The following is a 13,785-nucleotide window of genomic DNA, read 5'->3' as shown; positions in this document are numbered from 1 at the left end:
CTTGTGTTAACAATAGGCGATAATCAGGGATTACCAGTTAACCAGATATTCTGTAGCACCTTGGTTAATATTAAAACGGGCGCTACTTCGAATGCGCAAAGGTAAAGAAAAAAATGCAATTTACTGAAAGATAGGTACTGCCTAACCAGTGAATAAGACCTAATATACCGGTATATAATTAGTAATACAATAAAAAACAACGATATATATAGGAAAGTACGGGCTATTTCAGGCGAACAGAAGGCAATAACCACCAAAAACGGCACCAGCAATACCCCCAGGATCTTGTTGATCAGGTAGAGGATAAAAATATATGCATCCGCCAGTTCCGAATTACCAAACAACCAGCCGCAAAAGCGCAGCATAATATATTTGAAACCATATACCACAGCCACCAGGATCACCAGACCAGGGATGAGCAACCAGGGCTCCGCCTGCGGGAATACCTGCTGCCGGTATAATACGAGATAACAGTAAAGCCCCAGTGCAATTGCAAAAAAGATATTCAGCAACATATTGGGAAAGGGCGACTGCGACAACTGATCCTTCAACTGCCGCTGACTCAGCGTAGGATTGAGGAAAGCCCTGAACAGGTCGGAGAAATATTTCCGGTAAGACAACCGTACTACGCTTAACAGCAGCAATACACCTGCCATCAGGTAAATGAGCCAGTCCATATTCCGGTAAGGCCTGATCGGGTTGGTATCTACAAACCTGGGCTTCCCGGGTTTCAGGAAGACGTTTTCCTGCGAGATCTTCTTCAGGTACAGATCGTAGTCCGATACCGGCTTTACTTTGGGTACTGCTGCCAGCGCCAGGCTGTCTGTTTTAAGATGAGCAGAATCGGTGAGTAGCTTTGTGGTATCTTTCTTTAACTGCGCGACGGCAGGTAAAGCCCTGGTACTGTCTCTTTTAACCGGCGCCGTATGCACTCTGGGGCGCGACGAATCGCCAGCAGTATGGGTGATCACCGGTTTTTTCTTTACTACCGGCGGCACCGCAGCGGAATCTGTTGTTTGTGCCCATAGCGGCAAATAACCAAAAATGAATAACAGCAGTAACCAGTTTCGCACCAGGAAAATATTTTGCAATGACATTAATTCGGTTCTTCAATAATAACGTTTCTGCTGCACAAAGGAATCAATGGCACTGTTCACGCGATTATGTTATGGCAAAGATATTAAAATAGTCCATAGTTGACCGGGAGGAATAAACGGGAAAAACGGATCTTTTATTAAACCCTTAATTGCATTTACCTTTGCCATTTGCCGGAGCAGGCAAACGCGAACAATATAGTATCATGGCCGGAATTTATATACATATTCCTTTTTGCAAACAGGCCTGTTATTACTGCAACTTCCATTTTTCCACTTCACTGTCGCAGCAGGAAGCCATGGTGAATAGTTTGTTACAGGAAATCACCCTGCAAAAAGACTACCTGGCGCAGGAGCCGGTGCAAACCGTTTACTTTGGCGGCGGCACACCGAGTTTACTGACAACCGCACAACTCACGGCGCTTTTATCGCACCTGCGCAACACCTTTGCCATCACCGCAGATGCGGAGATCACACTGGAAGCAAATCCTGACGATCTTACCCCAGAGAAGCTCGCCGATCTGAAAGCCGGTGGTATCAACCGGTTGAGCATCGGGGTGCAGTCGTTTCACGAAGAAGATCTTACCTGGATGAACCGTGCCCACGATAGCCGGCAGGCACTGGATTGTATCCGGGAAGCACAGGCACTGGGCTTTCAGAATATTACCATAGACCTGATCTACGGCGGCCCTACGCTGACAGATGAGGGTTGGGAACAGAATGTAAAACAGGCAATCACACTGGGCGTGCCTCATTTATCCTGTTATGCCCTTACGGTAGAACCAGGTACTGCACTGGACCAATTTATCCGGAAGAAAAAAATGGCCGCCACGGATCCGGATAAGGCGGCGCAGCATTTTGAGATGCTGATGGAATGGCTGGGCGAGGCCGGTTATGAGCATTATGAAATTTCCAACTTCGCATTGCCGGAATGGCATTCGAGGCATAACAGCAGTTACTGGCAGGGCAGACATTACCTGGGTCTGGGGCCTTCAGCGCATTCTTTTAACGGTCATTCGCGGCAATGGAACATTGCCAATAATGCCCAATACATTAAAAGCATTACCGCTGGCAGTGTTCCTTTTGAAATAGAGACACTCACCAAAGCGATGCAGTTCAATGAATACATCATGACGGCGTTGCGTACTTCCGCCGGATGTAACCTGGAGTGGGTAGCAGAAAAGTTTGGTGCGGAAGCTGCGGTTCATCTGCTGGCGCATAGTGAACCTTTTATCCGGATGGGCCGCATGGAACATACGGGAGAAATATTGCGGCTGACGAAAGCCGGGCGGCTGTTTGCCGACGGGATAGCCGGTGACTTGTTTATCATCTGACGATATAAAAAAAGAGCGGAGGAAAATTTCCTCCGCTCTTTTTTTATATGAAATTCTTATGGTCGCTTACCAGCCCAGGATATACGCAAACATCAGTGGCGCTACGATGGTAGCATCTGATTCTACGATAAACTTAGGTGTATGGATATCCAGTTTGCCCCAGGTAATTTTTTCGTTAGGCACCGCACCGGAGTACGAACCGTAGGAAGTAGTGGAGTCAGATATCTGGCAGAAGTAACCCCAGAAAGGCACATCTGTCCATTCGAGATCCTGGTACATCATCGGCACTACGCAGATCGGGAAGTCACCAGCGATACCACCACCAATCTGGAAGAAGCCAACGCCTTTACCACCGGAGTTAGCGCGGTACCACTCAGACAGGTAGATCATGTATTCAATACCGCTTTTCATGGTAGACGTTTTCAGGTCGCCCTTGATGCAGTAGGAAGCGAAGATGTTACCCATGGTGCTGTCTTCCCATCCTGGAACGATGATAGGAATATTTCTTTCTGCAGCAGCGATCATCCAGCTATTTTTCGGATCGATTTCGTAGTGTTCTTTCATAACACCGCTCAGGAGGAGCTTGTACATGAATTCGTGCGGGAAATAGCGTTCACCGCTTTCTTCTGCATCTTTCCAGATTTTATAGATATGTTTCTGAATGCGGCGGAAAGCTTCTTCTTCGGGGATACAGGTATCTGTAACGCGGTTGAATCCTTGTTCCAGCAGGTCCCATTCTTCCTGTGGGCTCAGATCGCGGTAGTTAGGTACTCTTTTGTAATGTGTATGTGCTACCAGGTTCATGATATCTTCTTCCAGGTTTGCACCGGTGCAGGAGATGATATCCACTTTACCCTGACGGATCATTTCTGCGAAAGAAATGCCCAGTTCAGCCGTACTCATCGCACCGGCCAGCGTTACCATCATTTTACCACCTTCCAGTAAATGTGTTTCATATCCTTTGGCAGCATCCACCAATGCAGCAGCATTAAAGTGGCGGTAATGGTGCTGGATAAATTGAGAAACGGGTCCCTTGTTCATGTCATTTAATCTTTTATACATTAACAGTCTGGCTAATAAAGCCTTAACAGGTGGCAAAGTTAAGATAATTTTTGCTGGGGTGCGGAGCGTGGGGATAAAACAAAACGGCCCATGGCAGATGCCACGGGCCTGGTATTTTTAACACTACTAAAACTAAGCTTTTTTCAGGCGGCTGTATACTTTCATATTCGCGTCTGCATCTGTTTTGATTACCGTCCAGGTGTCGCTGCTTTCGAGTGTAACAAAGTATACTACTGTTTCTGCAGAAGCATATTCCACTACACAATACACGCTGGTACCCGGATACTTTTTATTCAGCTTGCTGCTTACTTTCAGGGGCAGTTGTTCTGCCTGCAGGTAGCGGGAGGTAGCCAGCAGGGTACCGTCGTCTTTAAAGAAGGCGGTTACCTTGGTGTTGCTCATGGTAAATTTGGCGGTAAACGTTTTATTGTCTTCCGTGTACCACTTTACATCGGTAGCACCGTTAAAGGAGTCATTGAAAGTACTGTTGATTCTGTTGTTAACAGTAGTTTCATAAGGGTTTGCGAGAAGCACATTTGCACTCAACAGGAGAGCTGCGCTAACTAATAAGATAAGTTTTTTCATGGCGGAAAAAATTTATTGTGATTGTGATTTTTTTGTTTCGATAAGTCAAAGCTACGCCGGGAAGTGCCCAGTGGTCAAGGCATTCTTTACTGCTGGCAGCACTAGATTAGTTGGAGTATCCGTTATTGAACGTCCGCCTGACCGGTGGCGGACATACGGGTATTCAGAGCAGCCATAGCCTGTTTGTTGGTGCCAACCTGCCAATGTTGCTTGTGTGAGAGTTAAGAAATTGTTAAAATGGATAAGGTTTCCGGAATTCTTTTAATTTATGGAAGGATGTGCCAAAAAAGTGGAGCTGCGTAATCCCTTATTGGTGAAGGAGAACAGGAAAATAGGCATAAGCTCCGGGAATCCGGGCAACAATTCCGGGGTATGGATAGGAGCGTGGATAAACGGTTGTTGTGTAGGTTGACCGGTTAATGCTGATTACCATGTAAACAGCCGTTCTGCATAAATACGTATCTTGAGTGCATGAATCACCTGGCCCACGCGTACTTATCATTCCGGCAACCGGAACTGATCACCGGCAACCTTATAGCAGACTTTGTGAAGGGCAGGAAGAATATGGAACTGTATTCAGCAGGCATTCAGCGGGGCATCCGGATACACCGGGCCATCGACAACTTCACTGACCAGCACCCGGTAACGGGGAAGGCTAAACTATTTTTCAGGCCCTCCTGTGGATTATATAGTGGTGTATTTACTGATCTGGTATATGATCATTTCCTGGCCAACGACACCGCGCGCTTCACCAATGACACGTTGTATTCGTTTGCCCATTACGTTTATAGCCAGATCAATGAGCGTGCAGCAGGGCTGCCGCCGGCTTTTTTAGAGATGTTCGGCTATATGCAAACCTATAACTGGCTGTATAACTACCATACTACTGATGGCATTTCGCGTTCGATCCGGGGGGTAGCCCGGCGGGCCAAATACCTGGAAACCGATGGTAATGTGGTCTTTGCTGTATTTATGGAGCACTATGCCGCGCTCAAAACCTGTTACCAGGAATTTTTCCCGGAACTGCAAACTTATGTAGAAGGATTGTTGCAAATGGAAAACCGCTAACAGCTTGTTAAATGCGGGAACTACGCTTTTCAGATTCCTTAAAATTGGGTAGGTTTGCCGCCAATAATTCTATAAAAGAAATAAAGCTTTCCAGGATGATGAAAAAAGTTCTCCTTTTCGCCTTTGTAGCAGGTTTAATCAGTTTAGGCGCTGCTGCACAGGATAAAAAATTACCACCACTTGATGCCAGCCCGATGGACATGGCCTATTACCCTGTCATGTATCCCTATGTTGTAAAAGTAAAAGGCGAACCGGGAGCACTGGTAGCCAGAGTTATTTACAGCCGCCCTCAAACCAAGGGAAGGGATATTTTCGGTAACCTGGAAGAATACGGCAAAATATGGCGCCTGGGAGCGAATGAGGCCACGGAGATAGAGTTTTTCCGTCCGGTACTCATTGCCGGCAAAAGCATTCCTAAAGGACGTTATACCCTGTATGCCATTCCCACTGAAAAAACCTGGACCATCATCCTGAACAAGGAAACAGATATCTGGGGCGCCTTTAAATACGATCCTAAAAAGGATGTAGTAAGAACTGCGCTGCCGGTAATGTCGCTGGATACACCGGTAGAAGCATTTACCATGGTATTTGAGAAAGGCGATCCTGGCGCCAACCTGATTATTGCCTGGGATAAGGTAAGTGTAAGTCTGCCTATCAAATGGACAGATGCGGTAGTAGCTACGAAGAAGAAATAAAGCTTACTGATATAAATGACGCCGGGGCGAAATAAAAGCTGCATGTTAAGCTTTTATTCCGCCCCGGTGGCGTTTATACTAAGACTGCCTAAACAGCCGTTGCTTTAAAAGGAAAAAGCGGTAAGAATACCGCCTTAAGAATTTTAACCATATCCTATGAAAAACCTAAAACGAATTTAGTCGGATTATCCTTATCCGTTAGTGCCTAATTGGTGAACGATATAAAAATGTTCGTAACCGTCCATTTTTATACGATCATATCTTAATATTAGCTAAAATGGACAAGTATTACCCTTCATCAAGTTGAGGTCTGCCCAATCGCAAAAACTGGAGTATATTTGGAAACCACCAGAAATTTCTCATTCTAAACTATCAAGACATGAAGCTGGGTACTAAACTCATACACGCAGGTGTAGCTCCCGATCCGTCTACCGGCGCTATTATGACACCAATCTTTCAAACTTCCACCTATGTACAGAGTGCCCCCGGGGTACACAAGGGTTACGAATACGCCCGGACACAGAATCCGACCCGGGATGCCCTTCAGAGTGCGCTGGCGGCCATTGAAAACGGTACCCACGGTATTTCTTTCGGCAGCGGACTGGCAGCAACGGATGGTGTAATGAAGCTTTTAAGCCCCGGGGATGAAGTGATTGCCACCAACGATCTTTACGGCGGCACCTACCGGATCTTTACCAAAGTGTTTGAACGTTATGGTATCCGGTTCAATTTCATCGACATGTCTGATGCCCGTAACATAGAAGCCCATATTACGCCCAAAACCCGGCTGATATGGTTAGAAACCCCTACCAACCCGCTTTTAAGGATCATTGATATTGCTGCCTGTGCACAAATTGCCCGTAAAAGCGAGGTGATGCTGTGTGTCGACAACACCTTTGCATCGCCCTACCTGCAAAATCCGCTGGACCTTGGCGCCGATATTGTGCTGCATTCTGCCACCAAATATCTTGGCGGGCACAGTGATGTGGTACATGGCGTAGTGATTGTAAAGAATGAAGAACTGGCCAACCAGCTGTATTTTATCCAGAACAGCTGCGGCGCAGTACCCGGTCCGCAGGATTGCTTCCTGGTACTCCGGGGCATCAAAACCCTGCATGTGCGGATGCAGCGGCATTGTGAAAATGGTATTGTAGTGGCTAACTATCTCCGTAATCATCCTAAAGTGGACAAAGTATACTGGCCGGGATTTACGGATCATCCCAATCATGATATTGCCAAACAGCAGATGAGGGGTTTTGGCGGGATGATGTCATTTACCCTGAAAGACGATAGTATGGAGTCCGCCAACCGCATCCTGAGCAACACGCATCTTTTTGCCCTGGCTGAATCCCTGGGAGGAGTAGAGTCGCTGATAGGCCATCCTGCCAGCATGACCCATGCTTCCATTCCACGCGCAGAGCGGATAAAAAACGGTCTGGCAGACTCGCTCATCCGGTTAAGTGTGGGGATCGAAGATGCCGGCGACCTGACCGAAGATCTGGAAAAAGCCATCGGATAAGGATTAGATTTTAATTCTTATCTGTTAAAAATTATCTTTACCGAAGCGTAAATATTTATCCTAACCATATCCAGAGCCGTTTTATATCTGAACATTTCCGGTATAAAAGGGCTTGTGGTAATACACGTGATTAAACTTATGAAGATCCAGAAACTAAGGGAGTTTTTAGATGCTAAGGCAGCATACTATAACCACCCGGACTTTATAGCTAATGATCCTATTAGCATACCGCATCGGTTCAGTGTATTGCAGGATATAGAAATAGCCGGTCTTTTTGCCGCCATACTGGCGTGGGGAAACCGTACCAGCATCATTAACAAATGCACGGAGCTGATGAAAATGATGGATGATTCACCCTATGAGTTTATCCGTCATCATCAGCCAAAGGATCGTATGAAGCTACTTTCCTTCTGTCACCGCACCTTTAACGGGTTGGATCTGCTGTATTTCGTAGAATTCCTCCAGCACTATTACATGAACGTAACTTCGCTGGAATTCGCCTTCAGTGCGCATATCACGCCGGAAGATGAAAACGTGGAAAAAGCGTTGATCGGATTCCGGAAAGTATTTTTTGCGCTGGAGCATCCGGAACGAACCGGTAAACATATTGCCACGCCGGCCAAAAACTCTGCCTGCAAGCGATTAAACATGTATTTACGCTGGATGGTGAGAAATGACGAAAATGGCGTGGATTTTGGGCTCTGGCAGCACATATCACCTTCACAACTGGTATGTCCGATGGATGTGCATGTGAGCAGGGTAGCCGCCAGACTGGGTATCATTTCCGAGGCAAAGGCCGACTGGAAAACAGCTGCCGCCCTTACACACCAGTTGAAGAAACTGGATCCCGACGATCCTGCCAAATACGACTTTGCCCTGTTTGGCCTGGGGGTGATTGAAAAATATGTCTGATTAAATAAAAAACAATAATGAATAGAATCCTGGGACTGATAACAATGGTAGTAACCCTGTCTTTTTCTGCTAAAGCACAGGAGTATGTAGCCCTCAACTATAGCTTCCATAAAGGAGAAGTATTTGAACTGGAACAGAAAAGCAAGAGTGAAACCTACATGACCGTCAACGAGATCGTACAAAGGACCACCCGCGATTACAATAACGTTATTACGATAGACGTGACCAGTGTGGAACCAGGCAAAACTATTCTTACCTTCCGTTATAAAGATCTGAAATTCAATTTCAACGCAAAGAATACCAACATCTTTGTAGATGCGAAAGTGACCAATGATAATGAACCTTTCCAGGCAGGACTGAAAAAAGTACTGGACCAACCCTTTACGGTAGAAATACAGACTTCTGGTATCATTAATAAGGTAGACGGCCTGGAAGCCATTCTCGACAATGCTGCTAGCGCTTTTAACAGTCTTAAAAAAGATGAACAGGAGGCTTATAAAAAACTCATGAAAGACCAGTTTGGTACCACTGCCTTCCAGGGATGGCTGGAACAACTGCTGATTATGTACCCTGCACATGGTATCAAAACGGGTACGCAATGGGAGGAAAATGTGCCTTTACGCGGCGGACTGATAGGCCGGATAGACCTCTACTGGAACCTGCAGACGTGGGATGCACAGACAGCCAAAATTGGCGGTACCTCCAAGATCAATACAGATAAAGTACAGATGCTGACACTGGATGATGGTATTAAAGCTACTGCGGAAATCAGCGGTTCCACCTCTTCCAATTACCTGATCAACCGCAGCAGTGGTATGCCTAGCATCTGCGTACAGAACACCGAGATGTCTGGTAACTACACCTACAAAGCCAACAAGGCCAAGCGCATCAAGCATGACCTGAAAGTGCCGGTGAAAGTGATTACCAATGCTTCCTATAAGATCAAACAAATGAAATAATGCCCCTTCTGCCAGACCAATATCTCCAGGAAACAGCCGCATGGACGCGGGATAACTTTGAGATCAGTGTGCCCGTCAATGTTAGCTATGAATTACTGGAAGAGATACTGGCGGCGAGATTGGAACAACTGATCAGCAATAATTTTTCCCAGTTTATTTTCCTGCTGTACCGCACAGATGTAGCAGAGAAAAAAGTAAAAGCCATACTGGAGAATGCGGTGGCTACTACTACAGATCCTTACCGGCAGATTGCCGCACTGATTATAGAACGACAGCTGCAAAAAATAACTTCCCGGGCTACCTATAAACAGGATGATTTGCCCGATGATGAAGAAAGATGGTAAAAAAGAAGGGTGATGCTGAGCATCACCCTTCTTTTTTACTTTTTAAAAAGTCAGTTCCTTTACTTTTTCCTTGTCTTCCTTCTCTTTTTCGAGATCAAAGAAGGTACCGAAAACATGGTCCCATACAGATGAACTCACACCAAACCCCCTGTCTTCACTTTTGTAGTGATGCAGGTGATGGTTGCGCCACAGCGGCTTCATAAACCGGAAAGGCGGATTCCATGCATGAATGGCGTAGTGCATGCTGCCATAGATCAGGTATCCAAGTATAAATCCGGGGAAAAACATAAAAGTGATTTCGCGCAGGAAGATATATTGCACCCCAAAAATGGCGGAAGCCAGTATCAGACTGGGTACCGGAGGCATAAATAAACGTTGTTTGTCTCTCGGGTACTCCTGGTGATTACCATGCATTACATAAATAAAACGTTGCACCCTCGGGCTGTCGCTCGCAAAGTGAAACATAAACCGGTGCATGATATACTCAAAAAACGACCAGAAAAACATGGCCCCGAAGAATATACCGGCTACTGTACCCGGTGTAAAGCCTAAGGTATTGTGGCTATAATAGAGCATATAGCCAATAATAGGCAAATAGAGCCCCCAGATCACCAATGGATGCGTCTTTGTCAGCATCTCCAGATACTGGCTTTCAAATAATCTTGCCTGTCCTTTGTTCTTAATCTTTTCAAACTTCATAGCTCCCAAATTTTAGAATGCAGTTACGGGATATGAATAAAACCTTCCTTATTTATTAACCCTGGCAGCCATGTCAAAAATGATGCGCATTTTTAAAGATGGCTGTCATTATGGAAACGCAAAAATACAACGTTCATGTATTATTTCGCTCAACCCATCAGTCTATAAGGGTATAATTTATATTTATCCCGCGTCATTAGTCCTCATAGTTGATCCTGAAATGCTGCAGGTCTGGCTGATGCCTTTTGCTGCGCTGTAACTCGTACCTGTAAATTATTTCCCCCACTTCCCTGAAAAAAGGGTGGCCCATTTCCTCATATTCATATTTATTATCATTCAATATACCGTCCCGGTTTACGTAAATGGTACCGGTGAGCATAAATTCGGTCTTGTGTTTAAAGTCAACGATATAGGCGGCATCCGTCAGGAACCCATATGACCAGCCAGCCTTATTAAATACACGCATGTATGGCGGAATGTTCTTTCTCCCGGCCTTGAAAAAAAAGAATTTTGTAAAACTATTGTAGTACTCTGCGGTATCATATTTTGGCGAGGAAGTTTCGGAAGGGTATGCCGACATATAGTGGTATAAAAAGCGGTAATCATCTCCGGAGATATTAAACCGCTCCGGTACCGGCACACTTTCCGGAAATAAAGTCGTTTGCAGCAGCCGCTGCAGGTCTGACAACGGGAGATTATTATGTTTCGTAAAATCCATTGGCAGAAATACCAGCTTATCGTCTTTATCCAGGTATCCCTGGCCAAGGCTCACAGAACGGCTGTAATCGAAGGTCAGGGTGTCGTAGGCCTCCGGCTGTTCGTATATCGTCTTCCCGTTATCCACAAAACGCACCGGATTGGTATACCTGTTTTCTTCTTCCGTGAGTGGCATAAAGCGGCGCACGATCCGTACATCTTTGTACCCCTTTGCCCATAATTGCTGATGGATAGCCTGCTGACCTACAAACTCGTACAACCTGCTATAGGCATCATTATCGCTGATGAGGAATATTTTTTTGATATACTGTGCGATGGATGGCAATCCGTTCAGGGCAGTGCTGTCTGTATGCACAGTTACCTGTGAGGGGCGGGCGCTATCGGTCAGCATAGGCGTATTCCGGGTGAGCCCCGGCCGTTGTAATTCATGGAGCTTTTCCAACGCCAGCAGGGCTATCGGTAATTTTACCGTACTGGCAGGATTGAAATATTGATGGGCATCTACCGCCAGGCAGTAGTTTTTAAAATGCGGAATGTTATTGGCATCACGGTCGATCTGTGTGTAAATCAACTGGTAGCGGAAGGAATCGGGGTATTGCAGGATGTGTTGCAGCGCCGGGGAAGCCTCCCGTAACAACAGGTTTCTCAGCATGGTATCTGTGCGGGGTTGGCCCTGCACTACCAACAACAGGCTATACAGCAGGAGTAGCAGCAAACAGCGACGCATAAAGGTGGTTCTGTCTATAAATATAAAGTAAATAGCCGTCAGCCGCTAAAAAAATAGCAGCCGTTTTTACCCGCCATTCTTATATTTGGTCCTTCATACAACCAGAACAATTACCAAACCATGAAACTAGTAAGCTATTTAAGAGAGGAAACAGATCAACTGGCCATCCTGGTGGATGGTTTGTTATATCACACACAGGAATTACATCCTGATCTGCCCAATAATATGGGTATGTTCCTGATGATGTGGGAAGATGTGATAGACATTGCCAAACAGGCCGATGCCTTGCTGAAAGCCGGTAAAAATCCCGGTAGCGCTGTTGGTATTGCTGTAAACAGTGTACAACTCCTTTCACCGGTGCCATTCCCCACCTCCTGCCGGGATGGATACGCCTTCCGCCAGCACGTAGCCGCAGCGCGCCGCAACCGCAAAGTGCCTATGATCCCTGAATTTGATCAATACCCGATTTTTTATTTTACCAATCATAACGCCATCCAGGGACCCGGCGAAATTCTCTGTATGCCGGATCATTTCGAGAAACTCGATTTTGAACTGGAAGTGGCCGTGGTGATATGTAAAGCCGGACGCAATATTACCGCAGCAGAAGCAGATGACTACATCGGTGGTTACATGATCATGAACGACATGAGCGCCCGTACCCTGCAGATGGAAGAAATGCTCCTGAACCTGGGCCCCGCCAAAGGCAAGGATTTCAGCACTGTAATAGGCCCTATGCTGGTAACGCCCGATGAACTCGAATCATTGAAAATACCTGCCAAAGAAGGACATACCGGCAATAACTTCAACCTGAAAATGACCTGCAAAGTAAATGGCATCCCCGTGAGCGAAGGCAATATGGGAGATATGGACTGGACTTTTGCAGAGATCGTAGAACGTTGTGCCTATGGCGTAAATATTCTGCCAGGTGATGTAATAGGCAGCGGCACCGTGGGTACCGGCTGTTTCCTGGAACTCAACGGTACCGGTAAACTGAATGATCCTGACTATACCGAACAATGGCTGCAACCCGGCGACGTGGTAGAGATGGAAGTAAGCGGATTAGGCATCCTGTCCAACACCATTGTAAAAGAAGATACGGACTTCTCCCTGCTGGCACTTAAGAAAAAAGCATAACCATGCAGATAGATCCATCACAGATAAAAACAAGTGAGCTGCATGCTTACCTGCTGGGCGCGGTGTCACCGCGTCCCATTTGCTTTGCCAGCACCATTGATGCAGACGGCCAGCCAAATCTTTCTCCCTTCAGCTTCTTTAACGTATTTGGCTCCAATCCGCCAACGCTGATCTTTTCACCGGCACGGCGGGTACGCGATAATACGGTGAAGCATACACTGGAAAATGTATATGCCACCAAAGAAGTGGTGATCAACGTAGTAAACTATGCCATGGTACAACAGGCCTCCCTGGCCAGTTGCGAGTACCCGGTAGGAGTAAACGAGTTTGAAAAAGCTGGTTTCACGCCGCTGAAATCTGAAAAAGTACAGCCATTCCGGGTAAAAGAAAGCCCGGTGCAGATGGAATGTATTGTAAAACAGATCATTGAAACCGGGCAAGGCGGCGGCGCCGGCAACCTGGTGATCTGTGAACCGGTGATGCTGCATATCAATGAAGACATCCTGGACCTGAATGGCAGAATAGATCCGCATAAAATAGACCTGGTAGCCCGTATGGGAGGCGACTACTATTGCCGCGCTTCCGGCGATGCCGTGTTTGAAGTAGCCAAGCCCAATACCAAACTGGGCATCGGCGTAGATGCATTACCGTTGGCCATCCGCCAAAGTACCATTCTTACCGGCAACGACCTGGGGCAGCTGGGGAATGTGCATGAAGTGCCCTTTGTGGACGCCACCTTTGAGGATCATCATCTCAAAAATATTATCCAGTATTACAGCGTCACACCGGATGAAATGGAAAAAGAACTGCACCATTATGCCAAAAAACTACTGACGGAAGGCAAGGTAGCAGCGGCCTGGCAGGTACTCCTGACAGCCGGCAGCATCCTTTAACAGCAAGGGGGTAACAAATACTTCCCCCTGTTGATATAACAAT

14 protein-coding genes are annotated in these 13,785 nt (G+C 46.4%); 9 read left to right on the top strand and 5 right to left on the bottom strand.

What is annotated here, in order from left to right; genetic code table 11:
- Positions 1–23: 23 nt before the first annotated feature.
- Entirely contained in the window at positions 24–1,073 is a 1,050-nt protein-coding gene (locus BMW79_RS05200; RefSeq protein ID WP_177192045.1) for a DUF4271 domain-containing protein, read from the bottom strand.
- Between the two features lie 227 nt (positions 1,074–1,300).
- Here BMW79_RS05200 and hemW point away from each other — a divergent pair, with 227 nt between their 5' ends.
- Positions 1,301–2,428: a radical SAM family heme chaperone HemW gene (hemW, locus tag BMW79_RS05195; protein ID WP_089896785.1), complete on the top strand. Its 1,128-nt coding sequence runs from the start codon at positions 1,301–1,303 to the stop codon at positions 2,426–2,428.
- 66 nt (positions 2,429–2,494) lie between these two features.
- Here hemW and BMW79_RS05190 read toward each other — a convergent pair whose 3' ends face one another.
- Together BMW79_RS05190 and BMW79_RS05185 are read right to left on the bottom strand one after the other, a co-directional pair.
- The gene (locus tag BMW79_RS05190) at positions 2,495–3,469 is read right to left on the bottom strand and encodes a deoxyhypusine synthase family protein (RefSeq protein WP_089891455.1); all 975 of its coding nucleotides are present in this window, start codon (positions 3,467–3,469) and stop codon (positions 2,495–2,497) included.
- Positions 3,470–3,622: 153 nt separating this feature from the next.
- Positions 3,623–4,075, bottom strand: coding sequence for a hypothetical protein (locus tag BMW79_RS05185; RefSeq protein ID WP_089891452.1), 453 nt, complete (start codon positions 4,073–4,075; stop codon positions 3,623–3,625).
- 471 nt (positions 4,076–4,546) lie between these two features.
- On the opposite strand from BMW79_RS05185, the gene BMW79_RS05180 reads away from it, so the two are divergent.
- The 6 genes from BMW79_RS05180 (at position 4,547) to BMW79_RS05155 (ending at position 9,572) form a co-directional block, all read left to right on the top strand.
- Positions 4,547–5,143 carry an acyl carrier protein phosphodiesterase gene (locus tag BMW79_RS05180; RefSeq protein WP_089891449.1) on the top strand — a complete coding sequence of 199 codons (597 nt, stop codon included), beginning with the start codon at positions 4,547–4,549 and terminating at the stop codon, positions 5,141–5,143.
- A gap of 95 nt (positions 5,144–5,238) precedes the next feature.
- Positions 5,239–5,838 (top strand): DUF2911 domain-containing protein, encoded by a 600-nt coding sequence (locus tag BMW79_RS05175; protein ID WP_245752383.1) that lies wholly within the window; start codon positions 5,239–5,241, stop codon positions 5,836–5,838.
- A 379-nt stretch (positions 5,839–6,217) separates the two neighbouring features.
- A complete protein-coding gene (locus BMW79_RS05170) occupies positions 6,218–7,357 on the top strand; it encodes a cystathionine gamma-synthase (protein WP_089891446.1) in 1,140 nt (379 codons plus the stop codon).
- Positions 7,358–7,495: 138 nt separating this feature from the next.
- Positions 7,496–8,269, top strand: coding sequence for a TIGR02757 family protein (locus tag BMW79_RS05165; RefSeq protein WP_089891443.1), 774 nt, complete (start codon positions 7,496–7,498; stop codon positions 8,267–8,269).
- A 17-nt stretch (positions 8,270–8,286) separates the two neighbouring features.
- Positions 8,287–9,228, top strand: coding sequence for a DUF6263 family protein (locus BMW79_RS05160; RefSeq protein ID WP_089891440.1), 942 nt, complete (start codon positions 8,287–8,289; stop codon positions 9,226–9,228).
- Positions 9,228–9,572, top strand: coding sequence for a hypothetical protein (locus BMW79_RS05155; protein ID WP_089891437.1), 345 nt, complete (start codon positions 9,228–9,230; stop codon positions 9,570–9,572). Before BMW79_RS05160 ends, BMW79_RS05155 begins: the two co-directional genes overlap by 1 nt.
- A gap of 42 nt (positions 9,573–9,614) precedes the next feature.
- On the opposite strand, the gene BMW79_RS05150 is transcribed toward BMW79_RS05155, so the two are convergent.
- On the bottom strand, positions 9,615–10,271 hold the full coding sequence (locus BMW79_RS05150) for a sterol desaturase family protein (RefSeq protein WP_089891434.1): 657 nt from the start codon (positions 10,269–10,271) through the stop codon (positions 9,615–9,617).
- A gap of 196 nt (positions 10,272–10,467) precedes the next feature.
- A complete protein-coding gene (locus BMW79_RS05145) occupies positions 10,468–11,715 on the bottom strand; it encodes a serine hydrolase (protein WP_089891431.1) in 1,248 nt (415 codons plus the stop codon).
- A gap of 120 nt (positions 11,716–11,835) precedes the next feature.
- Between BMW79_RS05145 and BMW79_RS05140 the strand changes: the two genes are divergently transcribed.
- Both BMW79_RS05140 and BMW79_RS05135 read left to right on the top strand, forming a co-directional pair.
- Complete coding sequence (locus BMW79_RS05140; protein ID WP_089891428.1) at positions 11,836–12,849, top strand: fumarylacetoacetate hydrolase family protein; 1,014 nt, start codon at positions 11,836–11,838, stop codon at positions 12,847–12,849.
- A gap of 2 nt (positions 12,850–12,851) precedes the next feature.
- On the top strand, positions 12,852–13,742 hold the full coding sequence (locus BMW79_RS05135; protein WP_089891425.1) for a flavin reductase family protein: 891 nt from the start codon (positions 12,852–12,854) through the stop codon (positions 13,740–13,742).
- Positions 13,743–13,785: the final 43 nt, after the last annotated feature.

It is taken from the genome of Chitinophaga arvensicola, assembly GCF_900110835.1.
Classification (GTDB): domain Bacteria; phylum Bacteroidota; class Bacteroidia; order Chitinophagales; family Chitinophagaceae; genus Chitinophaga; species Chitinophaga arvensicola.
The sequence above is the reverse complement of the archived record's forward strand: the minus strand, read 5'-3'. Positions and strand labels throughout refer to the sequence as shown.